This is a genomic window from Hymenobacter terrenus (assembly GCF_000972495.1).
GTDB classification, from domain to species: domain Bacteria; phylum Bacteroidota; class Bacteroidia; order Cytophagales; family Hymenobacteraceae; genus Hymenobacter; species Hymenobacter terrenus.
The window spans coordinates 147,344-173,192 of sequence record NZ_LATM01000003.1 but is presented as its reverse complement, the minus strand read 5'-3'; the positions used below and the strand labels follow the sequence as shown (position 1 = coordinate 173,192).

Sequence of the window (25,849 nt, the reverse complement as noted above, 5' to 3'; positions counted from 1 at the left end):
TTCTGCCGAGCGAAGGTGGGACCGGGCTCGGCGAGCTTACTCTTCGTGCCGTAGCTTCTTCAGCTGCTTGCGCACTTCCTTCACGCGTTCATCAAACCCGTCGGGGTCGTAGCTCACGTCCTCCACGTCGAGCTTGTCGAGTAGTTCCATCATGGCGTTGGCGTGGTCGGTGCGGGTGCCGGTGGGGGTTGTTATATAGGTCATTTCTGACCATAGCAGGGCCAACAGGCGGGTACCGGCTTCGTCGCGCATCTGCATTTCCAGCACCAGGTTGGAGTTGTCGAAGTGAATGAGTTGACTGAGAATACGCACCTGCACCCCCTGCCGGGCCGGCTTCAGGTAGCTGATGTGGTGCTTGGTGATAACCCAGGCGGCATTTTGCTCACGGGCCAGCTCGCCCAGATTCAACGCATAATGCTCAGAGGTGTGGTCCTCACGGGCGTTGAGGAAATAGTCGAGGTAGCGGGCGTTGTTGAGGTGGCCCAGCATGTCGCAATCCTGAAAGTGAATGCGGTGAGTGGTTTCGGGCGTTTGGATAAGGCGGGGCATAAAGTAGGACGCAGCCTTCGCTGCGTCAGGCGCTGAGACGGAATATTCCCCAAAGGAACAACGCAAAATGGTGCAGCACCGACGCAGCAAAGGCTGCGTCCTACATTGTTCGCGGGCACTGAAGGGCCAAAAACTAGTCGGCACGCCTACTATTTTGCCAAAAAAACCTTACCTTTTAGCCTCCAAAATTCCCGCCCCATGTTCACGCTTACGCCCGACCGTTCCGCTGTTCTTCAAGCCCTTGCCGATACCTTCATCCCGGCCCTGCCCGACGGCAGCCCGGCCGGCTCCACCGGTCTCAACCTCGACAAATTGCAGGAAGCCATCCGTGAGCAGCCCCAGGGGGCCCAGGCCGAGTTTGCCCAGCTGCTCGACCTCCTGGAAAAGCCGCTATTGGGCCTCACCTGGTTTGGGCCGCTGCGGCCCTTCCGCAAGCTCAACCCCGCGCAGCGCGAGCAGCTGCTGCAAAGCTGGGCCGCCTCGAACGTGCCGCAGCTGCGCAAGGGCTTCAACGCGCTGCGCAAGCTGTGCACGCTGCTCTACTACGGCGGCAGCATGACCGACGTACCCGCTGCCTGGGGCCACCTCGGCTACCCCGGCCCCGCCGAAAAGCCTGTGGACACCCCCAGACCCATCCGCACCCTGCGCCCCGCCCAGGACACGGTGTATGAGTGCGACGTGCTAGTTATCGGCAGCGGCGCGGGTGGCGGCGTGGTGGCCGGCGAGCTGGCCGAGGCCGGGCACGACGTGCTGGTCATCGAAAAAGGCCCCTACTGCCACGGCTGCGACTTTACCCAGCGCGAAGTAGACATGCTGGGCAAGCTCTACGACGCCAAGGGCACACTCTCGACCCAGGATGGCAGCATCGGCATTCTGGCCGGCTCCTGCCTGGGTGGCGGCACCACCGTGAACTGGGCCGGCGCTTTCCGCACGCCCGACTACGTGCTCCAGGAATGGGCCCGCGAGCACGACGCGCCCCAGTTCACCACGCTGGCGTTCAAGGAGAGCATCAACGCCGTGGCCCGCACCATTGGCGTGAACACCAACTACACCCGCCACAACGGCCAGAACCAGGCCCTCTGGGACGGCTCAACCAAGCTGGGCCAGGAAGTAAAGCTGATTCCGCGCAACGAAAAGGGCCTTGATGATTCCGACGCTCACTTCCGCGCCCTCGGCTACACGACCCTCGGCGACGCCCACGGCCTCAAGCAAGGCACTTTGAACACCTATTTGCTCACGGCCTTCGAGCATGGGGCCCGCATTCTGGCCGATACCAAGGTCGACCACGTGACCATTGCCCACGGCCGCGCCACCGGCGCCGAGGCCGTGCACACTACCGCCGACGGCCGCCCGGTGCGCATCAGCGTGCGGGCCCGGCGCGTGGTGGTGGCCGGCGGCGCCATTCAGACGCCCGCCCTGCTGCTGCGTTCCGGCCTGAAGCACCCGCACCTGGGCCGCCACCTGCATCTGCACCCCACGGTAGTCGTAGGAGCCCGCTACCCCCACACTATGAACTCCTGGCACGGCCCCAGCATGAGCGTGGTGAACGATACCTACACCATGCTGCACGGCACCAACTTCGGCGCCAAGCTCGAAACGCCGCCCACTCACCCCGGCTTGCTGAGCATGGTTCTGCCCTGGCTGTCGGGCCGCCAGCACCATGAGTTGCTGCGCGATGCCGACCACTTGGGCTCGTTCATCGTCCTGACCCGCGACCGCGACGGGGGCAGGGTGAGTATCGACAAGCATGGCACCCCGCTGATTGACTACACGCTGTCGGACTTCGACCGGGCCAACATGCTGGAAGGCGTGCGGGCCGCCGCCCAAATCCACGCGGCGGCCGGGGCCGAAACGGTGTATTTGCCCCATAATACCCTGCCCACACTGCACGTGAAAGAGGGCGTTATGCTCAACCCAGACGTCCTCGACAAGCTGCCCCACCTGAGCTGGAAGCCCAACCAGTTTGGCCTCTACAGCGCCCACCAGATGAGTACCTGCCGGCTGGGCGGCGACTCGGCTACCCACCCCCTCAAGCCCAACGGCGAAACCGTGGAGGTGCAAAATCTCTTCGTGGCCGACGGCTCGGCCTTCCCGGCGTGCAGCGGCGTCAACCCCATGCTCACCATTATGGCGCTGGCGTACTTCATGGCCCAGGGCCTGAAAACCAGCCGGCCCGTGGAAGCCCAACGCGTAGCCATGGCCTAAGGTAGCGTTCCCAGCCGAGCTCACTTTACTGGAAATGCCCCGGCAGTCAACCCCTAGCAGCCAGAACGCTGTAGAGACGCCACCCTTGGCGTCTCGTCGTTGAACGATGACGCCCAGATAACACCCGAACGGCGCGGACGACGAGACGCGAAGGGTCGCGTCTCTACAGCGTTCTGGCTGATTCGCACAGTTTCTTAGCTGTTTGACAATCCGCCCAGAGCATCAATCTCGAATTGCAGGGCACTCACGCGCGCGACCAGCAGGGCCCGCTGAGTGGCCGCGGCAGCGGGCTGGGGGTCATCCAGGGCGAGGTCTTCGGCCAGCCCGGCCAGCCAGTGAGCGTAGTGGGCAGCTTCGGCGGGGTCGGGAGGCGGCGGGGCGGCCGTGAGCTGGACCAAGCCCCAACGGCGGTGGTCCAATGCGGCGGCACGGGCAAGCAGGACGTCCAGACGCTGACCCAGCACCAGGGCTTTCAGATGACAGTCGCGGATACGGCGCCGCAGGGGCTCAGGCTCCAGAGAAGCCGGGAAGGCGAACTGCGGCGGCACTACCGGCAGCTCGGGCAAGGGAGGTGGAGCCGGGGCGGGCAGGCCCTGGCCCAGCGGGGGTGGCAGGAGCCGGCCCAAGGGCAGCAGGCGCAAAGCCAGCGGCAGAGGCAACTGCTTCCGGCCGGCCTCCAGGTGCCCGACGAACCCCACCGACACACCCAGCAAGCGGGCAAGCTGCCGCATGCTCAGCCCGAAGTGGGCCCGCACGGTAGCTTCATAACCGACAGCAGGACGGGGGATGCGGGGCATGGCGGAGAATCGCGAGGTATAAACCCTTCACAAAAGTTGAAAGGCTTTATACCTGCCAGGTATAATACCCTCACAAAAATAAAAAGATTTTATACCTATCAGGTATAAAGCCCCTTGAGAAATGAAAAGAGTTTATACCTGCGCGGACTGCGATGCTGAGGGCACTGGTGGCCTGCCCCCGTGGCCTCTCGAATGCTCAGAAAGACCGTGACTTAGTTTCAAAAGCAGTAGTTTCCCATTTATTATATCCTTCATACCTACTACCCTCGTCTTGGAGCCAACCAATGGTGCCGACCTGCACTTGCTGCTGAGCCTGACGCAGTGGCCGGCCACGAAGCTGCCATTAGAAGAGAGGTAGCGCCGTTTTCTAGCCTTATTTGGCGCTTGGAAGTCGGATGAAACTAGTGATGAAATAAATAAGACGCCCTACCCCCCCCGCGAGAGTAACCGCCACGCTATTGAGCGATGATGGCCAACCTGCGGCTGAAAAACTGGATTAATAACCCCTGAACACCCTCCCCACCCGCTACGGCCGCCGCTTAGAGAAACAGGAGCTTCGGAAAAGCTTTTCTGCACCCCGGTTGTTAGTCTCCTTGTAGGACTTCCTGACGAAAGCACGTCCTAAGAGCTACCAAAAATCGCCGGTAGCAACCAGCAGCAGGGGACAACCTGTCGAAGGAGCCGTCAGCTACTACCAGCTTGTTGGCGTTATTTGTATCGCTCCTGATGCCTCCACATGAAACAATTGTTCTGTACGCTGCTGCTGCTGGGTGGAGTTACCACCGCCGCCACTGCCCCGCCCGGCCAACAGCACATTTTTACCGCCGATATCGACCATTTCTGGACCGCTTTTGATAGCGTCCGTACCACGCAAGACCGAGCCAGGCAGCTAGCGTTTATGCAGCGCCTCTATGTAGATAAGGGCACCGAGGGACTGGCCGCATTTATGAAGGCGCGAGACTATTCCACGGAGCAATGGGTTGATTTAATCAACAAGTACCCAAAGTACTGGGCTTCCATCCGCCCCAATACCTTGGCGGTAAAAACAAAGACCGTCGCAATTGAAAAGAGCATCCGGCAGTTCAAGAAGTTGTACCCGGAACTGAGGGAAGCCAAGCTCTACTTCACCATCGGGGGGCTGCGCTCCGGCGGGACAACCAAGGACAATCTGGTGCTCATCGGAACCGAAATAGCGACCGGTAACGCCCAAACCGACGTCTCAGAGTTTCCGGACAAATGGCTGGCGACGGTATTTCAACAGCAACCCCAATCCCTGGACAACTTAGTAGCTCTCAATGTGCACGAGTACGTGCATACGCAGCAACATAGCAGCGACGACGAAATCCTGCTGAGCCAGGCACTATGTGAGGGAGCCTGCGATTTTGTAGCGGAACTGGTGACGGGCAAGCCCTTGCAGGGGAGCTATGTGAGCTACGGCAGTGCCCACGAAGCCACCCTGCGCGAGGCATTCAAGCAGGATATGTTTTCGAAAGTATGTGGCCCTTGGCTCTACAATGGCACCAACGCCAGTACCGTGGCAGACCTGGGCTATTTCGTGGGCTACCGCATCAACAAAGCTTACTACACCAAAGCCAAGGATAAGCGACAAGCATTAAAAAAAATCGTCGAGCTCAATTATGCCGATTCGGCGGCGGTGGAGACCTTCCTGCAGCAGTCGGGATACTATCCGGAGGGATGGAACAAGCCAGAGCTGGCCGCAGCTCTAGAAGCGAAAAAGCCAATATTGGTGAACACTACCCCGTTTGAGAACGGGGCCGAAGCAGTGGAGGCTTCCGCCAAGGAGCTTGTGCTGCACTTCAGCCAGGCCATGAGTGGGCGGGGGATGTCTTTCTCGCCCGGTCCGCGCGGCAAAGAGAACTTCCCGCTAAAGGAAGCCGGTCATTTTTCGCCCGATGGCAAGACGCTAACTATGCCGCTTGCCCTGCAGCCCAACCGCGAATACGAATTCGTGGTCACCAACCAGTCGTTTGCTTCGAAAGATGGCTACCCACTTCGGCAGAACTACACCATTCGGTTCAAGACCCGGTAACAGAGCACCCCACGCGAAATACGTTGCCCCACGCGGCCTGCCAGGCTTTTTCGTTCCTGGCTCCCTGGCGTTTAACTCAACCAGACCTGCATTGCTTACTTGGTGAAGCGGCGAGCTAGTGGCTCTTTCCCTTCGGCGGTTAGTACCACGGTGTAAATTCCAGGCATTAGCTTCGATACATCCACGCTGCCGGCAGCGGCGGAGCCATTGGCTACGACTCGTCCCAAAGCATCCAGTACCCGGAATTCGTAGTCGGCCAAGTGCTGCGTTGAGAGAATGGATAGCTGATTCGTGGCGGGATTGGGGTATAACTCCAGAACTGGGGTGGCGTTGGAAGCCCCGGCTCCGGCCAGCACGCGAGCAGTGCGGGCGCTACCGGCCTTGGTAATACGGAACCAGTTGATGTTCCAGCGGCCCTTGGTGGCAAACACGCCAAAGTTGTACGTGCCTGCATTTACGTTGACAGTGTGCGAGATTGTCTGCCAGTTCTGCCAGCTTCCTGTGTAAGGCACGTCCAACTCACCCAGCCGTAGGGTACCCGCATTCAGGTCGGCCGAGAGACGCCCGCCGTTGTCAAGACTGGCCACCCGGTACTCTATCAGGTAGGCCCCGCTAGTTGGGAAGTTCACATTGTAGTAGGCCAGCCAATCGTTTGTGTCGAAGCCGGCCACGTTCTGCCCGCCGCCCGTGTCGGTGGTTGGCTCCGTAAACAGCTCGCTCGAAGCCTGGAAGGCCTCCGCCTGAATCAGGGTAGTGAAGGCGGGTGGCGGCGCAGTAACCACCTTTACCGACGACGCCCGGTCGTTCCAGTTGCTATCAAACAAGCAGTGCGTTTCGGTAGTGACCGTAATGCTTGCGCCGTCGAAGTTGTCGTTATCAAACAGCTGCACGGCGTAGCCGGGGTTTACTTTCAGCGAAGAAATATCATCATTCAGAATGCCTTTGGCCTGCAGTTGCGCCAGCGTGTAATTGCCGATGGGAAGGCCGACCGATGCACCACCAAAGCCGCAATCCCGATAAAACGTCGCTACTCCCGTCGGCACCCCTGGAGGCGGAGTAGGTTCCGGAAAAACAATCTCGTAAGTAGCCCCAGTGCAAACGAATACACTCGTAGGGTCGTCGGTAACGTAACTGTATGCGTCAGGACAAGCCGCCTTCATTATCTGAGAATAATAATTAGGCTTGCAGGTGTTCGGGTCATTGGCGTAACAGCAATATTGATCCGTGTTAAACTTGGAACAGGTGCTCAACCACGATATCACTTGTCCAACTGCGTTTTTGATCTGCAATTCGGGCGGACAAAGTGGGTTCAGATCAGTAGTGCAACCGGCTGTTCCACCATTGAATCTGTTACCAAATGGAGCCGGGGTAAACGAGCCAGGCACCGGGATAATCAGCATGGGAATATTATACCCGTCGATGAGGCTAACATCGTAGAAGTCCATGTTTTGCCAGCCGTTGAACTTAAACTCGGCCAGGGTTGCCGATTTCCCCCAGCTGCCCTTACAGTTTAAACCGTTACCGCAGTCGCCCGTTTCGCAAGTGCCGTTGCCATTCGCGTCAAACTGACAACCGGTACGGCCCCAAAAGCGTCCTTCCCAACCATTCGGCACGGTGACCGTTACTCTGCCCCCATTGGGCGCCAGATACCAGCCTCCATTATTGGGATTTAATGCATTAAACACATCAGGATTACTCGAAACCAGAATTTTACCTTCTACTCCAACCCATACTGGCTTGCTGGATTTATTAACCGTTATAATGGTCCGCTGCGCTTTGGCATTGAAGGAGACCAATTGTAGAACAAGAAGCACAAAGGCAATAGTCGGGGAAGTCCAGCGGCGGCTGATTCGGTAAGTAATGCTCCGTGTCCAGTGCTTTGCCGAGGCTTCTCGCGGGCTTTTTCGTAGTTGCCGGGCCGGTCTTTGGCTGGCTTTAGTCACAGGGACGCAGCCGGGAATATCCAAGCGGCTGTGGCTGCCGTTTGGGCACGAGTAGTTTGTTTTCATGGGTAGTGGGTAGACGTTAAAACAGATAGTATCGCTAAAATAGCCCAGGAAGAAAGGCCCATTCTTGCCCCTGGGCATCCATGTTAGGTAGACCGTTCAAAAGCAACGGTTGAGGAGGTCGAAAGGGAGTAGAGGCTGTACGAGCACGGTCGCTAATGGGAGCTCTTCAGCACCTCATTAACCAGTTTTCCCAGCCTGTCGCCCGCAGTGGTAACTTGTTGCCCTTGCACCACATCATTGGTGCCTGCCACAATCGTAACCGGATTGGGTTTACAGATCGGCACCGCACAATTAGTTCTTTGCAGAATTTCATCGATCCGAGTACCCGGTACGCCCTCGTGGTTCGCATCGCCCATCGTTCGTGAGTGCCTCCACCCCACGAAGTAGAGGCTGCCATTCTGATCCGTTTTCAGGAAATAGACGAAGCGCTGTTGTGGTCGGCTTGTTATGCCCCGTTGCCACTGCGCTATCGTGAATGTACCCTCGGGGGTCGTGACACGCCTGATCAGGGCGCTGCTGACTGGTGGGGCTGTACTCGCCTCGCGTAATGCCTCCACACCGTGGTTTAGGGCCAGACGTGTCACGCTCAAAGCCCATTTACTTAAATTGTTCAATGTGCCGCTCCTCATATTGTAGTTGTAGGTGGCCATCGTGCGGTACTCAGCTAGTGTGTTCAGTGTTGTTGGGGTAGCGGACTCGCGCTCGGTGGGGCTTTCGCAGGCACTAAGCAGTTGGGTGATGACAAAAGCGTATGCTGCGCATCGTGTAGATTGGTGTGCCCATAGGGGAGAGCAGGTTTTCATGAGGGTAGTAGAGGGTAGATTTGGTAAAGCGTATTGTAGTCGGGCCGGCTAGCCTTAGAGAAAGGGAAAGACTGACCTTCCTATAGTAGCTAACCGATAGTCGGATCAAGAATGCGGCCCTGCGTCGTTATGACAACCAAAGGTGTGGGTCATTAGGCGCCAGGCTGTAGCAAAGCGGTGTAAGCGCGGGGCTTAGCCCAACCGAGCGGTTGCTGAATGGCCAGGTTCAGGATATCGGGAAGCCACTGTTCTGGCCGGTCGAGCGGCCACTTTTGCCCCTGACGGTTAAACTCGTTGCTCACCTGCCACAGCGTGTCGGGAGATGGGGCTGCCGGACTAGCCTGGAGCGAAGCCAAGCCTCTACTCTAGTCCCAGGTAATCGGGTGATGCTTGTACTCAGTCATCAACAGGTCGTCCTCCGGTCGGACGGCCGCCAGTACCACTGGCACGTTGCGTTGCATAACAAAAAAGCGGATGGTTGATTAGACAAAGGAAGCAGGTAGGCAAGCCCGGGTGATAGTTCTAATCACGGAATTTATGGCAAAAATGCCCGGTTGTCAGGCCAGTTATTTCCGAAATAGTCTACTGAAGTGCCCTGGCTGGTATTAGCCGACCGTGTAAATCCCCTTCACCCTGCGGCGGACCCTGCCTAGCGTTTGAAGAGCCGGTGGTCGTCAATGCCAGTGCCCCATCAAACATACCACCGGGCATGGGGCGTAGTTTGGTTGGCGGGGCTGCTCAGGTCGCGGTTGAGCTGAAAGGCAGCACTGATAAGCGCGAGGTGAGTGAAGGCCTGCGGAAAATTACCCAGCTGCTCGCCTTGCGGGCCCAACTGTTCGGAATACAGGCCCAGGTGGTTGGCGTAGCCCAGCATCTTCTCAAAATAAAACCGGGCTTTAGCTACCTGCCCGCCCCGCGCCAGGCATTCGATGTACCAGAACGAGCAGATGCTAAACGTGCCTTCCTCACCGCTTAGGCCGTCGGTAGCGCCATTGGCCAGCTTGTAGCGAAATACCAACGAATCGGTCACCAAATTATCCTCCACTGCCTTGAGCGTAGCCAGCCAGCGCGGTTCGGCGGGGCTGAACATGTGCACCAGGGGCATGAGCAAAACGGCCGCATCGAGCACATCGGCTCCCCGGTACTGCACAAAGGCTTGTTTGTCGGGGTTCCAGTAATTCTCGTACACGTCCTGGTAAATTGCATCGCGGGTGCGGCGCCACTCCTCAAGCGGAGCCGGAAACGAGCGGGTTTGGGCGATGAGCATGCCGCGGTCGAGCGCCACCCAGGCCATGATTTTCGAGTAGATAAATTCCTGCTGCTCGGAGCGCACCTCCCAGATGCCGTGGTCGGGTCGCTGCCAGTTGGCGGCCACGTAGTCCACAAATCCGCGCACGTGCTGCCAGAAGTCGTACGTGATGGGCCCGCCGTCCTTGTTGTAGAGGTATATGGTATCGATCAGCTCCCCATAAATATCGAGCTGAAACTGCTGGACCGCCGCGTTGCCAATGCGCACCGGGGTCGAACCACGGTAGCCTTCCAGGTGATCAAGCACCTGCTCGGCAAGGTTAGAAGAGCCATCAACGGCGTAGAGCAGCTGCAATTCGGATGCCTCCTCCATGGACTCGCAGCGGTCCATCAGCCAGCGGATAAAGCCTTTAGCCTCCTCGGTGAAGCCCAGACGCAGGAAAGCGTACATAGTGAAGGCCGTGTCCCGAATCCAGGTGTAGCGGTAGTCCCAGTTGCGGTTGGCGCCAATGGTGGCGGGCAAGCCGAAGGTAGCGGCGGCTACCGTGGAGCCGTACTGCTGGCAGGTGAGCAGCTTGAGCGTGATGGCCGACCGCAGCACCGTTTCGCGCCACCGGCCGGAGTAGGTAGAACTGTCGGCCCATTGTTGCCAAAACGTCACCGTTTGCTCCAAGCAGGGCCCCACGTAGTACGCCAGGTTCGAGGGTGTAGCTTCGGAGAGGTCCTGCGGCACCTCTTCCAACACGAAGCTCGCCTCAGCGCCAAGACTCAGCGTCCAGGAACCGGTTACATCGCCCTGCCGCTGGGTCAGGGGTTGGCTGCTGAGCAAACGAAACTGCTGAGAGTTGGGGCCGGGGCTGCGGAAGAGCAGGTCTTCGCCCTGCCGCTCGATTTCGTGCGGGGCGCGGGCATAGTCGAAGCGCGGCCGCAACACCAGACGAAAGGCGAACTCGCCCTTGAGTACGCGCAGCTTCCGCACCACGGCGCAGGGCTGGCCGGGGCCTTTGACAGGCATAAAGTCTAGCAGTTCAGCAATGCCGTCGGGCGTGAAAAAGCGGGTAAGCAACACTCCCGTGTCGGGCAGGTATTGCTGCTGGGAGCGCACATCGGTTCGCACGGGAGCCAGCTGCCAGTAGCCGCCCTGATTTTTATCGAGCAAGGCGGCAAAGATGGTGGGCGAATCGAAGCGGGTGAAAGGTAAATAGTCGATGGAACCCGTGCGCGAGACGAGCGCCACCGTGTGCAGGTTACCGATCAGGCCGTAGTCTTCAATGGGGAGGTAGTTTCGCATGCGCCGTCAGGAAAAAGCCGAAGAGCTTTAGGTGTAGTTCTGCTAACGCAAAATGGCCGCGCTTGAATATCAAGCAGAGAACTTTACTCTTCTATTTTCCCTGTACGCACAGCAGACCTAATGCAAACAGCCCACTATTATTCCCGGCGGCGCGAAGCCTACTACTGCGCCTTAACCACTCCCACACCGCACGTGGCTAAGCCGCTTCTTTCTCCCGCTGAGCCTGACCGGTGCTTTCGTACTACTTGTTACACAACCCGGTAGTACTTTCAGCTTATGAAACGCCCGCCGTTACCGTATCTGCTGTTGCTGCCGCTGCTGGCGGTGCTGCTGTTTGGCAACTGTGGCGGCGGGGTATATGGGTTCCTGAGCGGCATGGGTAACACTCGGCGCGAGCGGCTGCGCGAAATTGTGGTACGGCGGCAAGCAGAGCGGGCCGCCGCCCGGCAACAGCTGCGCGGTCGGGCCCGCCAAGATGCGTACTGGTGCATCGAGCAGGCTACTAACCTCCGCACCGACAGCCTGCTCCGTGACGAAGCCGAGCGGCGTAAATTCCGCAACCGCCGCAACAAGGTGGACCGGCGGCTACTCCACTCGCCGGCCCCACCCGCTCAGCCTTAACCGTAGGGCACTAAGTTTGCGTATGCAGACCCATTCTGCCACCTGGCGCCTCCTCACTATGTTTCGTATTCCATTTTTTCGGCCCCAGTTGGTTTTGGCTGGTACCCTGTTGTTTGCCACCAGCAGCTGTTCCATTTTTCATCGCAAAAAGCCCGCGCCGGTGGTCGAAGCCGTGCGCACACCCGACTCCCCCACACCGCCCGTTGCCGCTCGCGACCTAGCGGATGTAATGTCTACGGAGCTTCAACTTACGCCCGACCAAACCAGCCGCGTTCGTACCATTCTCAACAACACCTTAGTCCAGGCCAATACCGCTAAGGAGAAGCTCCCGCCCAAATCGCCGCAGCTCACGGCCGAACTAAGGCGCATCAACTTTGCATCACAAAAAGAGCTTCAGCAGTTACTAGGGCCTGCGAAGTTCAAGCAGCTACAAGCCAGCCAGAGCAAAATAGCCGCCGAGATGCAGCAGCGGCAGAAATAACGACCATTATCGAAGCAGCATTTCGGGCACTGGTCCAGCAACAGCGGGTTGCGGCTTTGAGTAACTGCCCAAAAGGAAACGGTCACCCTACCCTGTCCGCCTACAAGTACTTCACCAGCACATTAATCAGTTTCTGCACCTTGCCGGTATAGGGTGGGTACATGGCCTTGATGCCTGTGAAGCCCACGCGCTGCCGCATTACGCCCTTTTCATTACTGAAGGCCAGGAAGCCGGAGTGGCCGTGGGCCTTGCCGAGGCCGCTGTTGCCCACGCCGCCGGTGGGCAGTTCGGGTTGGGCGAAGTGGAGCACGGTTTCGTTCACCCCCGCGCCGCCGGCCGAGATGTTATCCAGCAGGTAGCGGCGGTTCTCGCCACTGGTGGTAAAGACGTACTGCGCCAGTGGCTTGAGGCGGGCATTAACGTATTCTGCCGTTTCGGGCAGGGTTTTGAAGGTGAGCACGGGCAGCAGCGGACCGAAAATTTCTTCTTCCAGCACGCGGGAGTCGGCCGGCACATTGGTCAGGATGGTGGGCTCGATGTAGTTCTGAGTGGCATCGACGGTGCCACCAGCGGCCACGGTGGCGCCCTTGGCTTGGGCGTCTTCGAGCAGGCCGGCGAGGCGGGCGAAATGGTGGCGATTCACCACGCGGGCCAGCGAATCGGACTGCTTAATACCAGCGCCAGTGGGGTTGTAGGCGCGTTGAATAGCCGCCGTGAGTTCGGTGAGGAGAGCCGGCTGCACGCTCTCCTGCACCAGGAGGTAGTCGGGGGCCACGCAGGTCTGGCCATTGTTGAGGAACTTGCCCCACACGATTTTCTCAGCGGCGTCGCGTAGGTTGGCAGTGGCATCCACCACAGCGGGGTTCTTGCCGCCCAGCTCCAGGGTGATGCCGCTGAGGTGCTCGGTGGCGGCGCGCATCACAATTTTGCCCACCTCCGGGCTGCCGGTGAAAAAAATATGATCCCAAGGCAGTTTCAGCAGCTCGGTAGCTACTTCCTTATCGCCCTCCACCAGCAGCACTTCGTCGGGCCGAAACAGCTCCGTGCACAGCCGGCGCAGCACAGCCGAGGTGGCAGGCGTTTGCTCGGCGGGCTTCACTATTATCGCATTGCCGGCCGCGATGGCCGATATCAGCGGACCCACGGCCAGGTAAAACGGGTAGTTCCAGGGGGAAATAATCAGCACGACGCCCTTGGGCTCGACCTGCACCCACGAGCGGGTACCGAGCAGGGCAATGGAGGTACCGACCCGACGCGGGGCCATCCACTTTTTCAGGTGGCGCATCGTGTGCTTCAACTCGGCCAGCGAGGTCCAGATTTCGGTGAGGTCGGTTTCGGCAGCAGGCTTGCGGAAATCACTGTACAGGGCTTCCTGAATAGCGGTGCGGTTGGCATGCAGCCAATTATGAAGCTTCTGCAGGCGGGCACGGCGGGCCGTTACGTCTTCCTGGCGCAGGCTGACCGCCCGCTGGCGCAGGGCATCAAACTGGGGCTGAAAATGGTTGGCAGAGGGCGGCGAAGCGACCAAAACGGGAGTGGCCGAAGGAGCTGAAACAGTAGTTTGCATGGGCAGAAGCAATGGAAGGTAGCTGGTTAAAACGAGCCAGTGTTGCTGAAAGATACGCTGCGAGCATAATATTCGAGGCTTTTATCTACCAGCGCGGCCAACACAGTGCAGCGTTAATCAAGCGTGACGCGAGGATTACCTTTGCGAGGCCCTTCATGGGCGGTTACTCACTTATTTTTCATCTGGCTACACCTTCGTCTGAATGCTCTTACCCAGAGCGGCGCCGATAGTTATTATCACTGTTTTTTCTGTGAAACATTGCTACCCAAGCTACTTCCAGCGGCTGCTTGTTGCACTGCTGTTCTATCTAAGTACTGTTCCGGCCAGCTTTGCTAACCTTCCAAGGCTCACTGCCGACGCGCCAGCTTCAATCAGCCTTGGCAGCGCTCCTGATACCCTCGCTACCACCAACCCGGCAGTAGCCCAACCCATGCCCGCGCTAAGCGAATTGGTGGGACCCACCGACTCGCTGCCCCACATTCATCCCCGCGATGCCAATGGCCGCATCACGGACTACACCGTGGCGCCGGGCGTAACTTGGCATTACGACAAACCCCGCCCCTTCCACTGGGCCATCCATATTCCGCGCGACCTGGGCCAGTTTCCCGGCTATGCTTTCCGCAAAGACAACCTGGGCCTTTTAACTGGGTTGGTTGTTAGCTCAGCGGCCCTGTGGGTGGCCGACCAAACTATTGTTGACGAGGCCCAGCGGTTTGGCAGAGCCATTGACCTTACCGCCCCCAGCAGGCAGAAAACGCTGGTTCGCATTCCCTTCAGGATTGGTTCGATCAATCTGCCATTCGAATTCAACGGGCCCGACAATCTCAATAGCGCTTTCTACTTCATCGGCGACGGCTGGACTCACCTGACGGTTGCGAGCAGCTTCTGGATTTACGGCGGCATCCGGAAGGACAATCGCGCCCTGCAAACCTCCAGCCAGCTCGGCGAAGCCATTCTCAGTACCGGCTTAGTTGTGCAGACTCTTAAGCGTATCACCGGCCGCCAAAGCCCTTTTGTCTCTACCAAGGACCGTGGCGAGTGGCACCTATTCCCCTCCTTCAGCACCTACCAGAGCGCCGTTCCCAAGTACGACGCCTACCCCACCGGCCACTTGGCTACAGCCATGGCCACGGTCACGGTCATTGCCGAAAACTACCCCGAACACCGCTTCATTCGCCCCATGGGCTACTCCATGATGGGCTTGCTGGGTTATTCCATGCTCAATAACGGCGTGCATTGGGCTTCCGACTATCCAATTGGCATTGCGCTGGGCTACGCGTTTGCTAAAATTGCCGTGCGCAACGGCCGTACCCGCGTCGAAGTTGCCAACGACCCGTCGGTCCACGGCACGGGGATGGTCCGGCCACATCAGCCGCAGCCCTGGTACCGGCAGGGCCAGTTCGCACCCTACGCCTATGGCCCTTTCACTGGCGCCTCCTGGACGCTTCGCTTGTGAGCAACCACTACCTGGACTTCCATAAAAAAGCCCGTTCCTTAGTTGGAACAGGCTTTTTTATGGAAGTCCAGAAGCTTACCGCAAACCTTATTTCACGGTACGGTTGCCTTCTTCGTCAATTTTCACCTTCGTACCATCGGCCCGTTTAATTTTGAGCGAGCCGTCTGATTCACGCTTGATTTTGGCGCCGTTTCCGAATTTGGTTTTCGTATCGCCGTCCTCCTCCCGCTCCATCTTCTTTATGCCCGAACCCTGGCCTACACGCTGGGCTAGCGAGGGCTTAGCCGCAGCGTCTGCCACAACTACTGTGTAAGGTTGGCCGGCGTAATACGTGCCTAAGTTGCTGGAATAGGTGCTGTACTGCGCGGGGTCGGTGATGATGGTTTTGATTTGCTGGTTGGCCTCGTCGTTGGCGGCTTTGGCAGCAGCGTAGCGCCCGGTCGTATCGGTGGTGTAGCTGTTTAGCTTACGGCCACGGGTGTAGTACACGGTTTTGATGCGGCGCACCACGGTGGTATCGGTCAGTTTTAGGTCCTCGGCTACGCGGGCGGCCAAGGCATCGGCCTCGCTACGGTAGGCGGTGGTGTCCACGGTAGTGGTGGTCGTGGTGGTTTCCGGCGTGGTTATGGTCGTGGTTTCTTCCGTCTTTTTCTCCTGCGAGCAGGCGGCAGTGGCCAACGTAGCAGCGGCCAGCAGACCAAGCAGTTTGGTATTCATCGAGATTCTGAGTTAAGTAAAAAGCAACCGATTGGCGGCCAATGGGCGCTGATACGGCTGTGCTTACACCAAGGTTATAAGCAAGCACAATATTTTCATATTATCTCCATCAGGCATTCACCACCGAGCCCCCGTTAGGGTGCAGCGTCTGGCCCGAGAAGTACGAAGCGTCTTCCGAAGCCAGAAACACGTAGGCCGGAGCCACTTCCGAAGGCTGGCCGGCGCGGCCCATGGGCACATCGTGGCCGAAGAGCGGGAGCTTGAGCAGCCCCACGCCGGTAATGAACGGCGTCCAGATGGGCCCCGGCGCCACCGAATTTACCCGAATGCCCTTCTTGATGAGCTGTAGCGACAACGCCCGCGTGAAAGCCGTGATGGCGCCCTTGGTGGAGGTGTAATCAAGAAGCAACTCATTGCCTTTGAATCCATTTACCGAGGCGGTATTGATGATAGAATCGCCCTCCTGAAGGTGCTTCAGGGCCGCCCGCGAGATGCGGAACATGGCAATGATGTTAAGATTGAAGATGCTGTCGAGTTCTTCATCCTTGATTTCTTCGAGCGAGTCGTGCCAGTTCTGCTCGGCAGCATTATTCACCAGCACATTTAGCCCGCCCAGTTCGGCCACAGTGCGGTCCACTATTTCCTGGCAAAAAGCAGGTTGCTTCAGGTCGCCGGGTAGCAGCAGGCAGCGGCGGCCGTGGCCCACCACAATTTCCTGCACCTTTTCGGCATCCTGCTGCTCACTGGGAAAATAGCTGATGGCCACGTCGGCGCCTTCCACGGCAAAATGCACAGCTACGGCCCGCCCGATGCCGGAATCACCGCCCGTGATGAGGGCCACTTTGCCCTTAAGCTTGTCAGCCCCTTTGTAGCCGGCACGGATGAATTCGGGCTCAGGAGTCATTTTGTATTCCAGACCGGGATTGCCGGCGCCCGCATCTTGGTGCTGGGGCGGGAAAATAGTGGGTTTATCAGACATGAATTGTGGAAGGCTAGGAAGTTGTACGTTTTCTTAACGAGCTGAACCGTTACGGGTTGCTCCTACGCCCAGGCTTGGGCGGGCACAATGACACTGCCAAAAGCCGTAACTTGTCGTTATCCGGCTGTTCAAGGTGCTTCGCTGCCTGGGTTTTCGGTGTCTTTTAATTCCTGTGCCCATGCCCCCTGTCCAGTCCACCCGCCTCAACAAGTTCATCAGCGAAAGCGGCATCTGCTCGCGCCGCGAAGCCGACCGGTTCATCGAGCAGGGCCAAGTGCTTATCAATGGCAAGCTGGCCCGTGTGGGCGACCAAGTAGGCCCGCGCGACCGGGTGACCGTGAACGGCCAGCGTCTGGACCCCAAGCAAGCGGAAGATGCTGTTTACTTGGCTTTCAACAAGCCGGTGGGCATTACGAGCACGAGCGAGCCGGGCGTGCGCGGTAACATCGTGGACTACGTGAATCACGCAACCCGCATCTTCCCCATCGGCCGGCTCGACAAGGATTCGCAGGGTCTGATTTTCCTGACCAGCGACGGCGATATTGTGAATAAAATCCTGCGGGCCGGCAACCGGCACGAGAAGGAGTATCTGGTTACGGTGAACCGCATTCTCACCGACCAGATGCTGGAGGAAATGGCCCACGGTATCCCCATGCTGGGCGTGGTGACCAAAAAATGCCTCATCGAAAAGGAGACGCCCTACATCTTCCGCATCACGCTGGTGCAGGGCCTCAACCGTCAGATTCGTCGCATGGTAGAGCATTTTGGCTACGAGGTAACCAAGCTCGAACGCGTGCGCATCATGAACGTGAGTCTGAAAGGCCTGGCTGTGGGCGACTGGCGTGACCTGACCGAGCAGGAAATGGCCGGCATCATGAAGATGGTAGAGAAATCGAGTGGCACTGAAGAAGCTTCAGGTGGCAAGCGTAGCACCAAAGCGCCTGCCCCGGAAGGAGTCCGCCCCAAGAAATCGGGCCTGCCCTCCATGCACAATCCCTCGGGCACGGGCTGGTGGGGCCCGCGCCCCGACAAGCCCAAAACAACTGGGGGCAAACCTGGCGCGGGCGGCAAGCGCCCCGCTAAAGCCAGCGCTAGTGGCCTAGCCAGGCCGAAAAGCAGCGGTTCGGGCCAGCAGAGTGGCCGGCCTCCAGCCAAGGGCAAGCCTGGCGGGCGGGCAAAAGGCCCCGCCCCACGCCGCTAATCCCACCGGTTAACCGGCAAGCAACGGGAGGAGTTGACGGCTCTGGCTGCTGTTTTGGTATGTATGGCTAGTCGCTAAGGTCACTCGCTGGGCTGGAATTATAGCGAGTCATTTTGGGGTTAGGTTTGCTCATGAAGCATTTCCTATTCATCCTGTTTTTGTGGCTACCTCAGGTGTTACGGGCTGCTATGCCGCTCGAACCGCTCCAGATTGCCAGGCAGTTTGTGGCGCCCACGGGTTGGGCCGAGATGAAGGACTACCTCTGCTGCGAAGCCGCCGGCCAGGCCAAACGCCAGACCCTGGGCCAGCAAATTCCAGCACCCCTGCGGCGCACCTGCCAGCTGGTACAGCAAGGCCCAAGCACCGCCGTGGTGGCCGTCGAGCTACGCGACTCGACCAGCCGCCGCGACTTCTACCTGCACTTCAGCAAAGCAGCCGATGGCTGGAAGCTAGGTGCCATCCGCAACCTGGCCATGACGCACCTGGGACCGCCTATGGTTGAGCTGCTCACGGCCATGCCACCAGCCGAAGTGGCTCAGTATGACCTCAAGCATCCCGAGGCCACCCATGCCTTCACCGTGGGTAACCTCAAGCTGTGGACCAGCGCCGATGCCGATATCGCCGCGCATTATTACCAACATCGTTCTGATTTCCAAGAGGTGCTGCGCCTCGTGCAGGCCGGGCAGTACTTTACCCCAACCGGTAATACTGCCACTACAGTCGGCGAGCAAGCGGCCAATGCCAACCCAGCTGTGCACGCCCTGCTCCGCAAGCTCTACCTGGGCCGGGTGACACGCCACGAAACCGGCTGCGACAGCTGCCTGGAGTTCGTCATTGGCGGCAAGGTGACCAGCACGGTGGGCCTGCTCTACCAGCCGCAGCCCGACCAATTGCCCGCCATGACTCCCGACCACCTCATCGTACTCAAGCCGCTCGGCGACGGCTGGTATCTGTATAAAACCAGCTGAACAAGCACGAGCCGCGGAACAATCGGCCTCTTCAGCGCCCCTGCGGCGATAAGCAGGGTACCTTTGCACCTGCTGTTCCTGGCCCCATGAAGCTACCGCCGCCCACCGTTTTGACTGAAAAAGACGAGTTGCACCCGCGCAACCCGCACCGCTCGCGCTACAATTTTAAGCAGCTGGCCCAGACCAGCCGGGAGTTGGCCGCTTTTGTTCAGGTCAATAAATTTGGTGATGAGTCGATTGACTTTGCCAACCCGACGGCGGTGGAAGCGCTGAACCGGGCGCTGCTGCGGCACTTCTATGGCATCGGCCACTGGGATATTCCGCCGGGCTACCTGTGCCCGCCCATCCCCGGCCGGGCCGATTACATTCATTACCTGGCCGATTTGCTGGCGGCCGATAACCACACGGTGGTGCCCCGCGGCGCGGCCGTGCGCGTGCTGGATGTGGGAGTCGGAGCCAACTGTATTTACCCGATTATCGGCCACCAGGAATACGGCTGGCACTTCGTGGGCTCAGATATCGACGCGATGGCGCTGCGTTCGGCCCAGCAGATTGTGGCCAGCAACCCGGCACTGGCGGGCGCTATTGAGTGCCGGCTTCAGCCTTCGCGAACGGCTATTTTTGACGGCATCATTCGGCCCGGCGAGCTGTTCGACCTCACCTTGTGCAACCCGCCTTTTCACGCTTCGGCGGCCGAAGCGGCGGCGGGCACCCGGCGCAAGGCTACCAACCTGGGCACCCAGCGCGGCCCAAAAACTGTGCTGAATTTTGGCGGCCAACAAGCCGAACTCTGGTGCACGGGTGGCGAAGAAGGCTTCGTGCGCCGGATGATTCAGGAAAGCGCGCAGCGGCCTACGTCATGCCGTTGGTTTACTACGCTCATCTCCAAAAAAGACTCGTTACCGGGCGTTTACCAAGCCCTGAAAAAAGTGGAAGCCGGGGAAGTGAGAACCATTTCTATGGCCCAAGGACAGAAAAAAAGCCGGCTGGTGGCCTGGTCTTTTCTCACTCCAGCCCAACAAGCCGAGTGGCAGTTGGCACGGTGGGCGAAGGCTAGCGAGTAGGGCCAGCCGATACGCCCCGTATATTGCGTATCTTCGTAATAATCCACTCCTCTGTTTTGCGCCTCTATCTCTATTGGTAAAAACAGATACAATGATTTAGCAGCACAAAACTATGGGTAGGTCACAAGAGACTTTTGGTAAAAAGGACAACGAAAAAAAGCGAGCAAAGAAGAAAACTGAGAAGGAAGAGCGCAAAGCCGAGCGCCAGGCTAACGCCAAATCGGGCCAGCCGCTGGAGGAAATGTTCGCGTACGTGGACGAGGATGGCAACATCTCTTCTACTCCGCCTGACCCGAAGAAGAAGCGCGTCATCAAAGACGAGGACATCCAAATTGGGGTGGCCCGCCGCACCGATGACGAGGACGCGGACCCCGTGCGCAACGGCATCGTGAGCTTCTTCAACGACTCGAAAGGCTACGGCTTCATCAAGGACCAGCAGACGCAAGAGAGCATTTTCGTGCACGCCAACGGCTTGGCTAGCGGCCCCATTGCAGAAGGCGACAAGGTGACGTTTGAAGTAGAAATGGGTGCCAAAGGGCCCAACGCCGTGCGGGTGAAGAAGGCCAGCGCCACCCCACCACCAGCTACACCCGCAGCCTAAGTCCGAATATGCTTCAGCATCTCTACAAAGCATAAGCGGCTTAGGTGGAAGCCCGCGCCCTGCGGCTAATTCTCCACCTCTGCCATAACCAGTTGCATCCTCGCCAGAGATATAAAACAGCCAGAGCTATCCAAGTATGGATAGCTCTGGCTGTTTTTACTTACAATGGTTCCTGAGCGTACCGGTTTGCCTTATCCCAATGTAAGAGCCGCGTTAGCTCCTAGCGAATAATACGGGGACGTTCGGGTAATTGTGCTGGCCCGAACGTCCCCGTATTATTTGTTACTGCTCGACTGGCCTCATTAGCCATGAACGCGGGATTAAACTTGATTTTGGTCTAGGGCCGCCAGATTTTCTTCAGCCGCGGTAGCATCGGGAGTAATGGTTTCTTCGGCTACTGACTTGTTGCCCCGGCGCTTGGATAAGTAGCTCAAGCCCAGCGCCACCAAAGCAGCTCCACCGACTACTTTCTGGGTTGTGCTCAGCCCGCTGATGCCCGTAGCCGTGCCCTTGCCCAGCTTCTTCAGCGACTTAGTGGCTCCACCAAATAGGGAGTTTTTTTTGCCGACTTTATTCTTTTTGGTCTTTTTCATGATGGTTCTATATGCTTGACGTGATGGTTTTGATAAGAACGAATACGCAGAAGAGATGAAAGTGTATTCGATACAACCAGGGCACTTAACTCGCTGGTTTTATTTAGACTTCGTGCTTTTCTTGGTTTTACGGGGCTTCTCTGGGGCACTAATAGGTGCGGCGTCTTCTTCGGCAGTAGCGTAGGTACCAGGGTCCGGTAACGCTAGCGTGTCGGGGTCGGCGGCCGGAGTTTGGGTGTTGGTACCGTCTTTCTCCATCTTGGCCAAATAAGTGAGGCCTGCTGCCAGCAGGGCAATGCCGCCTACTAGCTTCTGACCGGTGCTGAGCCGCCCGATTTCCTTCGTCACCTTGCGGAACTTCTTGAGCGACAGCACAGCGGCATCCATGATATCGTCTGAGAGCTTGTCTTTTTTCGAGTGCTTCTTTTTGTCTTTCGCCATGGGAGTATAGCGTAGTTTTTTCAGGAAGAGACTACCGGGAAGGATACGATTGGTTAGCAAGTGCGAAACCTGTTAGACCCTTCTCAACGGGTGGATTAGGGTATTCGCAAGGTGAGCTCGGAAGGTTGTCCTTATTTGGGCATGACTAGCCTCTTTGGCTGCCAGGGCCACTCTGCAACATCCGTTTCAGGTAACTCTTGGTTGCGCCCATACATTTACAATTGCTTAACAATCATTATTTTAATAATAATAAAGCGCTGTTTGATACAGCCTGCCCGCTTTGTTACATGCTTTTGCTACGCGTTGCTGCGCTGCTTGAATTCCAGCGGCGTGCAGCCCATCCAACTCTTGAAAGCGCGGCTGAAGGCGCTGGGCACAGCATAGCCTAATAGATAGGCTACTTCGTTTACCGAGTACGGTTGCTGCAAGTAGCGCAAGGCCAACTCCTTTCTAACCTCTTCCGACAGCGCCTGGAAGGAGGTATGCTCGTCTTTTAATCGCCGTTGCAGCGCCCGAACCGTAATAGAAAATGCCGCGGCTACTCGTTCGACGGCCGGTTTTTCGCCGTCCAGCGTTTCGACAATGATGTACCGCACCTTATCGGTCCAGGATTGGTTGCGGTCGAATTTGACGATTTCCGCATCGGCTAAATGTTCCAATTGCTGCCGGAGCACTTGGTCGGGCAACAGAATGGGGACTTGTAATAGCGTTCCGTTGAAGGCCAGCAGGTTGGTATCAGTAGCTGCTTCGACGGGGCAGCCTAGCTTTTGTTGCAGGTAATGCCGGTCTTCCTCTCCCAGTTCGCAGCGCAGGTAAAGCGGGGCGAGGGGTTGGTGAATCAGCTGGGCAAGTCCGCCGGCCAGGAATCCCAATTCGAGGAGAGTAAATACCCGGCGCAGAAACGAGCCAGTCGGGGCTTTTTCAGAGAAGCGAAAACTTATTTCGACCACGCTGCCAGTGGATTGATGCTGGAAATCCACGAAATCATTGGTGAGACGGTTATACTTTTCGAGCTTCTGCAAGGCAGTTTCCAGATGCGCGCAGTTGCGAAGAATATAACCCAAAATTCCCAGCTGTTCGACATAGAGCTGGCTGCCCACCCGAAAAGGTAAATAGGGGTCGAGGGCCTGTGCGGCGGCGTTGGACCAGAGCACTGTCATGGCTTGGATAGAGACAGCCCTGTTGGTCGCGACCAGGTCGGCTTCGACCAGGCCCGCTGGCGCCAACAACGCTTGGGGCGACAACTGCATCTTTTGCAGGCAGGCTAGCAAGCCGTGTAACAAAGGAGTAGCTAGCTGCATGTCGTGATTTAACAGGTTTTTGTCGTACTTCGAATAGATGCTGGCAGCTGGTAATCTGACCTTTGTGCTACGGCAGCAATGGTGCGACCGTAAACAAACACACCCCCAAGATGGCAACAAATGTAGATACCACGCCCCTCGCACCAGCAGTAGTGGGCCACCCCAGCGCTGCAATGAAACAGTCGAAAGAGCTTCCACTGATAGCTCTGGGAGTTGTTTTTTGGTTGGCGGCCGCACTGTTCATCCGGCTATTCGGGCCAGCCGTTTTCTCAGAAAACAACCCCAAACTCATTCTAGTATTCGTGCTGGCTTTCCCGGTATCTTACGGATTCATTCTTATTAGCAAGAAACTTGGCAACCTTCAAAAGCCCGAGATTTTAAGAGCCGTGACGATAATGACTACTACGGCTACTTTTTTAGATGGAGTGGCATTAGCCTGGTTCAGACAACTCTATGCCCAAAGTTTTGAAGTAGCTCTTTATGGTGCGGCCTGGATACTATGGGGGGTTGGCGCAGGGTTGTTGTTGGGCTACTGTTTAACGGGTAGGAATAACAGCTAGGGATAAAACGGCTGTTCAACCCCAACCCCAGCCGAATACTCTAACAAATCACAAATACCGGTGTTCAGCTGGCAGGCAACAGGATGCGGAACGTACTGCCATGGCCCTCCTTACTTTCTACTTCAAGGCGCCCACCAGCCTGCTCAACGATGCGATGCGCCAGGTAGAGCCCCACGCCGGAGCCAGGCATGTGGTTGTGAAAGCGGCGGAAAAGCTGGAATAGCTCCTGGCTGTGGCGAGTCAGGTCGAGCCCAAGGCCATTGTCCTGTACTATCAAAGCCGATGCTTCACCTTGGCGCTCAGTGCGGACGCTAATGTGCAGAGGGCGGTGCGGGTCACCGTACTTCACGGCATTGCTGAGCAGGTTGTAGAGCACACTGCGCAGATTGGGCCGCACAAACATGACGGCCGGCAGCGTGGCAAAATCCAGCTCCCAGCTGGGCGTCGTCGGGCCCAAGTTCTGCACCAGGCGGATTACTTCTTCCACTAGCGGCTGCAGCTCCACTGGTTCGGGCGGAAGCTGCTCGGCCGGGCGCTGCACCCGGACCACTTCGGCCAACGACTCGATGGTGCCCAGCAGTTGCCCCAGCGAATCGTCGACCATGCCGAGCATGTGGTCGGCTTCGGGGTCAGCGAAGGTGGCGGTGCGTTGGAGTTCACCAAACAAACCCGACAGGTTCTGAACGGGCTGCTTCAGGTCGTGTGAGGCGGCGTACACAAAGGTGTCGAGGTCGCGGTTGGTACGGGCCAATTCGGTGTTCTGCACCTGCAGGGCCTCGCGTAGGTTATGCTGTTCATGGATGTCGGTGCAGGTGCCAAACCATTGCGCCGCCGAGGGAGCAGCGTGGTCGAGCCGGCGCGCCTGCACCAGAAACCAGCGGTACTCACCTCCCGCCCGGCGCAGCCGGTATTCGCCTTCGAAGAACCCGGTCGTGTGCCGGGCCTGCTGCCAGGGAGCCGCCGCCGTTACCTGGTCGTCGGGGTGCAGCAAGTGCTGCCAGGGCCGGCCGAGCCAAGCCGCTGCCGCTACACCCGTGTAAGTCACGGTACGCTCGTCGCAATAGTTGAGTTCTCCAACGCTATTGGCAGTCCAGATTAGCTGCGGAATGCTTTCCATCAGGACCCGATACTGGGTTTCGCTGCGCTGCACCTGCTCTTGCAGCTGCCGCATGTCGGTGACATCGGTATTGGTGCCAAACCAGCGCGTTACCTCACCCTGCTCGTTGCGCTCGGGCACGGCACGCGACAGAAACCAGCGGTACTCCCCGTCGTGGCGGCGCAGTGGGAAGGTGTCTTCCCAAGGCTGGCCAGCCGCCAGATGCTTGTTCCACCGCTCGGTAACCGGGCCGAGGTGCCCGACCTGATGCACCTTTTCCCACCCCCAGCCCTGCATTTGCTCCAGGGTGGTGCCAGTATAGTCGTACCAGCGCTGGTTGTACCAGAACAGGTGGCCGTCCGGCTCGGCCATCCAGGCCAGCTGCGGCATGGCGTTGGCCAGGGTCGTGAACTCGGCGTTGCGGCGCAGCAGTTGTGCTGCCACCTCCTGCAGCTGCTGGTTGGCGGCGGCCAACTCGGCCGTGCGCGCCCGCACCATGCCCTCCAGCTCGGTGGGAGTTCGGAGGAGCAGGGCTTTTGGTAACACAACTATCAGCGCCCACACCGTTCCCCAGGAGGCCACGGCCGTTATCAGCCGCACCAAGCCGCTGAGCCGGTACACCGGCACCCAGAAAATGAGCGCATCGAGCAAATGGGTAGCGCCGCAAGCAAAGATGAACAGGCCAAACATCCAGAACACACGGTCGAAGGGCACGTCGCGCCGCTGACGAATGAAATTAATCAGCAGGAAAGGGATGGTGAAGTAGGCCGCCCAGATCAGCAGGTCGGACAGGATGTAGAGCCAGCCATGGAAGCTGGTCCAGTGGCCGCAGTGCCAGCGGGCGGGAAAGCCCGCCGGGTCGAGCAGTTGGGTGAAAAACTCTGCAACTTGGTCGGAAACCGAGGGAGTGGCGACCGGTGGCGCAGGGACGAGCGTCTGCGTCCAGCCGATATTAGTCAGCAGAACGGCGGCCACCAAAATCCAGAAGCGGTGTTTCATGAGAAGCAAAGAAAAGCAGCACACCCTATAAGGAATCAGCGTGCCCATTTTGAATACATACGAGGCAGCAGCAAGGTGCGTGTAAGCATGAGCTTAGAGCTTGGTCCATTATCAAGCTAGCCGGACGATAAGCGCAAACAGGGTAATGCACCTTTTCAAGACTCGTTTTGACTTGAAAAAGGACTAATCAGATGGTATTTAAACGAGATGTAAAACCGATAGCGCAGGAGCAAAAAAATTGACCAAAATAGG

At 58.2% G+C, this 25,849-nt stretch carries 23 protein-coding genes; 10 read left to right on the top strand and 13 right to left on the bottom strand.

Going from position 1 to position 25,849, the window contains the following annotated elements:
* Positions 1–36: 36 nt before the first annotated feature.
* Entirely contained in the window at positions 37–549 is a 513-nt protein-coding gene (locus WX88_RS07300) for an acyl-CoA thioesterase (protein ID WP_046243677.1), read from the bottom strand.
* Between the two features lie 198 nt (positions 550–747).
* Here WX88_RS07300 and WX88_RS07295 point away from each other — a divergent pair, with 198 nt between their 5' ends.
* Positions 748–2,754: an FAD-dependent oxidoreductase gene (locus WX88_RS07295; RefSeq protein ID WP_046243676.1), complete on the top strand. Its 2,007-nt coding sequence runs from the start codon at positions 748–750 to the stop codon at positions 2,752–2,754.
* 194 nt (positions 2,755–2,948) lie between these two features.
* Here WX88_RS07295 and WX88_RS07290 read toward each other — a convergent pair whose 3' ends face one another.
* On the bottom strand, positions 2,949–3,551 hold the full coding sequence (locus tag WX88_RS07290) for a helix-turn-helix domain-containing protein (protein ID WP_046243675.1): 603 nt from the start codon (positions 3,549–3,551) through the stop codon (positions 2,949–2,951).
* Between the two features lie 736 nt (positions 3,552–4,287).
* Between WX88_RS07290 and WX88_RS07285 the strand changes: the two genes are divergently transcribed.
* The gene (locus WX88_RS07285; RefSeq protein ID WP_052732445.1) at positions 4,288–5,601 is read left to right on the top strand and encodes a DUF2268 domain-containing putative Zn-dependent protease; all 1,314 of its coding nucleotides are present in this window, start codon (positions 4,288–4,290) and stop codon (positions 5,599–5,601) included.
* Between the two features lie 95 nt (positions 5,602–5,696).
* On the opposite strand, the gene WX88_RS28635 is transcribed toward WX88_RS07285, so the two are convergent.
* The 4 genes from WX88_RS28635 to WX88_RS07265 all read right to left on the bottom strand — a co-directional run bounded on the left by WX88_RS28635 (position 5,697) and on the right by WX88_RS07265 (position 10,952).
* Positions 5,697–7,415: a thaumatin family protein gene (locus WX88_RS28635; protein WP_197076702.1), complete on the bottom strand. Its 1,719-nt coding sequence runs from the start codon at positions 7,413–7,415 to the stop codon at positions 5,697–5,699.
* Positions 7,416–7,762: 347 nt separating this feature from the next.
* On the bottom strand, positions 7,763–8,413 hold the full coding sequence (locus WX88_RS07275; protein WP_046243674.1) for a hypothetical protein: 651 nt from the start codon (positions 8,411–8,413) through the stop codon (positions 7,763–7,765).
* A 152-nt stretch (positions 8,414–8,565) separates the two neighbouring features.
* Positions 8,566–8,769 carry a hypothetical protein gene (locus WX88_RS07270; protein ID WP_046243673.1) on the bottom strand — a complete coding sequence of 68 codons (204 nt, stop codon included), beginning with the start codon at positions 8,767–8,769 and terminating at the stop codon, positions 8,566–8,568.
* Positions 8,770–9,104: 335 nt separating this feature from the next.
* Entirely contained in the window at positions 9,105–10,952 is a 1,848-nt protein-coding gene (locus tag WX88_RS07265) for a glycoside hydrolase family 15 protein (protein WP_046243672.1), read from the bottom strand.
* A gap of 276 nt (positions 10,953–11,228) precedes the next feature.
* Between WX88_RS07265 and WX88_RS07260 the strand changes: the two genes are divergently transcribed.
* Complete coding sequence (locus WX88_RS07260) at positions 11,229–11,573, top strand: hypothetical protein (protein ID WP_046243671.1); 345 nt, start codon at positions 11,229–11,231, stop codon at positions 11,571–11,573.
* Positions 11,574–11,595: 22 nt separating this feature from the next.
* The gene (locus WX88_RS07255) at positions 11,596–12,054 is read left to right on the top strand and encodes a hypothetical protein (RefSeq protein WP_156175990.1); all 459 of its coding nucleotides are present in this window, start codon (positions 11,596–11,598) and stop codon (positions 12,052–12,054) included.
* Positions 12,055–12,154: 100 nt separating this feature from the next.
* Here the strand turns inward: WX88_RS07255 and WX88_RS07250 are convergent, their stop codons facing one another.
* Positions 12,155–13,621 carry an aldehyde dehydrogenase family protein gene (locus WX88_RS07250; protein WP_082115902.1) on the bottom strand — a complete coding sequence of 489 codons (1,467 nt, stop codon included), beginning with the start codon at positions 13,619–13,621 and terminating at the stop codon, positions 12,155–12,157.
* Between the two features lie 250 nt (positions 13,622–13,871).
* Between WX88_RS07250 and WX88_RS07245 the strand changes: the two genes are divergently transcribed.
* Positions 13,872–15,077, top strand: coding sequence for a phosphatase PAP2 family protein (locus WX88_RS07245; RefSeq protein WP_052732443.1), 1,206 nt, complete (start codon positions 13,872–13,874; stop codon positions 15,075–15,077).
* 87 nt (positions 15,078–15,164) lie between these two features.
* Here WX88_RS07245 and WX88_RS07240 read toward each other — a convergent pair whose 3' ends face one another.
* Together WX88_RS07240 and WX88_RS07235 are read right to left on the bottom strand one after the other, a co-directional pair.
* On the bottom strand, positions 15,165–15,794 hold the full coding sequence (locus WX88_RS07240; RefSeq protein ID WP_046243669.1) for a hypothetical protein: 630 nt from the start codon (positions 15,792–15,794) through the stop codon (positions 15,165–15,167).
* Positions 15,795–15,903: 109 nt separating this feature from the next.
* The gene (locus WX88_RS07235) at positions 15,904–16,773 is read right to left on the bottom strand and encodes an SDR family oxidoreductase (RefSeq protein ID WP_046243668.1); all 870 of its coding nucleotides are present in this window, start codon (positions 16,771–16,773) and stop codon (positions 15,904–15,906) included.
* A 178-nt stretch (positions 16,774–16,951) separates the two neighbouring features.
* Here WX88_RS07235 and rluF point away from each other — a divergent pair, with 178 nt between their 5' ends.
* The 4 genes from rluF to WX88_RS07215 all read left to right on the top strand — a co-directional run bounded on the left by rluF (position 16,952) and on the right by WX88_RS07215 (position 20,607).
* Positions 16,952–17,974 carry a 23S rRNA pseudouridine(2604) synthase RluF gene (gene rluF / locus WX88_RS07230; protein WP_046243667.1) on the top strand — a complete coding sequence of 341 codons (1,023 nt, stop codon included), beginning with the start codon at positions 16,952–16,954 and terminating at the stop codon, positions 17,972–17,974.
* Positions 17,975–18,105: 131 nt separating this feature from the next.
* Positions 18,106–18,942, top strand: a complete 837-nt coding sequence (locus WX88_RS07225; RefSeq protein WP_046243666.1) for a hypothetical protein — start codon at positions 18,106–18,108, stop codon at positions 18,940–18,942.
* An 86-nt stretch (positions 18,943–19,028) separates the two neighbouring features.
* Positions 19,029–20,006, top strand: coding sequence for a 23S rRNA (adenine(1618)-N(6))-methyltransferase RlmF (rlmF, locus tag WX88_RS07220; protein WP_046243665.1), 978 nt, complete (start codon positions 19,029–19,031; stop codon positions 20,004–20,006).
* Between the two features lie 112 nt (positions 20,007–20,118).
* Positions 20,119–20,607: a cold-shock protein gene (locus WX88_RS07215; RefSeq protein ID WP_046243664.1), complete on the top strand. Its 489-nt coding sequence runs from the start codon at positions 20,119–20,121 to the stop codon at positions 20,605–20,607.
* A gap of 320 nt (positions 20,608–20,927) precedes the next feature.
* Here WX88_RS07215 and WX88_RS07210 read toward each other — a convergent pair whose 3' ends face one another.
* The 3 genes from WX88_RS07210 to WX88_RS27330 form a co-directional block, all read right to left on the bottom strand.
* Positions 20,928–21,200, bottom strand: coding sequence for a hypothetical protein (locus tag WX88_RS07210; RefSeq protein WP_046243663.1), 273 nt, complete (start codon positions 21,198–21,200; stop codon positions 20,928–20,930).
* Positions 21,201–21,299: 99 nt separating this feature from the next.
* Positions 21,300–21,641 carry a hypothetical protein gene (locus tag WX88_RS07205; protein ID WP_046243662.1) on the bottom strand — a complete coding sequence of 114 codons (342 nt, stop codon included), beginning with the start codon at positions 21,639–21,641 and terminating at the stop codon, positions 21,300–21,302.
* A 296-nt stretch (positions 21,642–21,937) separates the two neighbouring features.
* Positions 21,938–22,942: an AraC family transcriptional regulator gene (locus WX88_RS27330; RefSeq protein ID WP_082115900.1), complete on the bottom strand. Its 1,005-nt coding sequence runs from the start codon at positions 22,940–22,942 to the stop codon at positions 21,938–21,940.
* A gap of 173 nt (positions 22,943–23,115) precedes the next feature.
* Here WX88_RS27330 and WX88_RS07195 point away from each other — a divergent pair, with 173 nt between their 5' ends.
* Positions 23,116–23,502 carry a DUF5367 family protein gene (locus tag WX88_RS07195; protein WP_197076701.1) on the top strand — a complete coding sequence of 129 codons (387 nt, stop codon included), beginning with the start codon at positions 23,116–23,118 and terminating at the stop codon, positions 23,500–23,502.
* Positions 23,503–23,566: 64 nt separating this feature from the next.
* Here WX88_RS07195 and WX88_RS07190 read toward each other — a convergent pair whose 3' ends face one another.
* Positions 23,567–25,597, bottom strand: coding sequence for a sensor histidine kinase (locus WX88_RS07190; protein ID WP_046243660.1), 2,031 nt, complete (start codon positions 25,595–25,597; stop codon positions 23,567–23,569).
* Positions 25,598–25,849: the final 252 nt, after the last annotated feature.

Excerpts from the sequence above, each read along its gene's own strand:
- WX88_RS07300 (WP_046243677.1), bottom strand. The coding sequence starts at position 549 with ATGCCCCGCCTTATCCAAACGCCCGAAACCACTCACCGCATTCACTTT.
- WX88_RS07295 (WP_046243676.1), top strand. The coding sequence starts at position 748 with ATGTTCACGCTTACGCCCGACCGTTCCGCTGTTCTTCAAGCCCTTGCC.
- WX88_RS07290 (WP_046243675.1), bottom strand. The coding sequence starts at position 3,551 with ATGCCCCGCATCCCCCGTCCTGCTGTCGGTTATGAAGCTACCGTGCGG.
- WX88_RS07285 (WP_052732445.1), top strand. The coding sequence starts at position 4,288 with ATGAAACAATTGTTCTGTACGCTGCTGCTGCTGGGTGGAGTTACCACC.
- WX88_RS07275 (WP_046243674.1), bottom strand. The coding sequence starts at position 8,413 with ATGAAAACCTGCTCTCCCCTATGGGCACACCAATCTACACGATGCGCA.
- WX88_RS07265 (WP_046243672.1), bottom strand. The coding sequence starts at position 10,952 with ATGCGAAACTACCTCCCCATTGAAGACTACGGCCTGATCGGTAACCTG.
- WX88_RS07260 (WP_046243671.1), top strand. The coding sequence starts at position 11,229 with ATGAAACGCCCGCCGTTACCGTATCTGCTGTTGCTGCCGCTGCTGGCG.
- WX88_RS07255 (WP_156175990.1), top strand. The coding sequence starts at position 11,596 with ATGCAGACCCATTCTGCCACCTGGCGCCTCCTCACTATGTTTCGTATT.
- WX88_RS07250 (WP_082115902.1), bottom strand. The coding sequence starts at position 13,621 with ATGCAAACTACTGTTTCAGCTCCTTCGGCCACTCCCGTTTTGGTCGCT.
- WX88_RS07240 (WP_046243669.1), bottom strand. The coding sequence starts at position 15,794 with ATGAATACCAAACTGCTTGGTCTGCTGGCCGCTGCTACGTTGGCCACT.
- WX88_RS07235 (WP_046243668.1), bottom strand. The coding sequence starts at position 16,773 with ATGTCTGATAAACCCACTATTTTCCCGCCCCAGCACCAAGATGCGGGC.
- rluF (WP_046243667.1), top strand. The coding sequence starts at position 16,952 with ATGCCCCCTGTCCAGTCCACCCGCCTCAACAAGTTCATCAGCGAAAGC.
- WX88_RS07225 (WP_046243666.1), top strand. The coding sequence starts at position 18,106 with ATGAAGCATTTCCTATTCATCCTGTTTTTGTGGCTACCTCAGGTGTTA.
- rlmF (WP_046243665.1), top strand. The coding sequence starts at position 19,029 with ATGAAGCTACCGCCGCCCACCGTTTTGACTGAAAAAGACGAGTTGCAC.
- WX88_RS07215 (WP_046243664.1), top strand. The coding sequence starts at position 20,119 with ATGGGTAGGTCACAAGAGACTTTTGGTAAAAAGGACAACGAAAAAAAG.
- WX88_RS07210 (WP_046243663.1), bottom strand. The coding sequence starts at position 21,200 with ATGAAAAAGACCAAAAAGAATAAAGTCGGCAAAAAAAACTCCCTATTT.
- WX88_RS07205 (WP_046243662.1), bottom strand. The coding sequence starts at position 21,641 with ATGGCGAAAGACAAAAAGAAGCACTCGAAAAAAGACAAGCTCTCAGAC.
- WX88_RS27330 (WP_082115900.1), bottom strand. The coding sequence starts at position 22,942 with ATGCAGCTAGCTACTCCTTTGTTACACGGCTTGCTAGCCTGCCTGCAA.
- WX88_RS07195 (WP_197076701.1), top strand. The coding sequence starts at position 23,116 with ATGAAACAGTCGAAAGAGCTTCCACTGATAGCTCTGGGAGTTGTTTTT.
- WX88_RS07190 (WP_046243660.1), bottom strand. The coding sequence starts at position 25,597 with ATGAAACACCGCTTCTGGATTTTGGTGGCCGCCGTTCTGCTGACTAAT.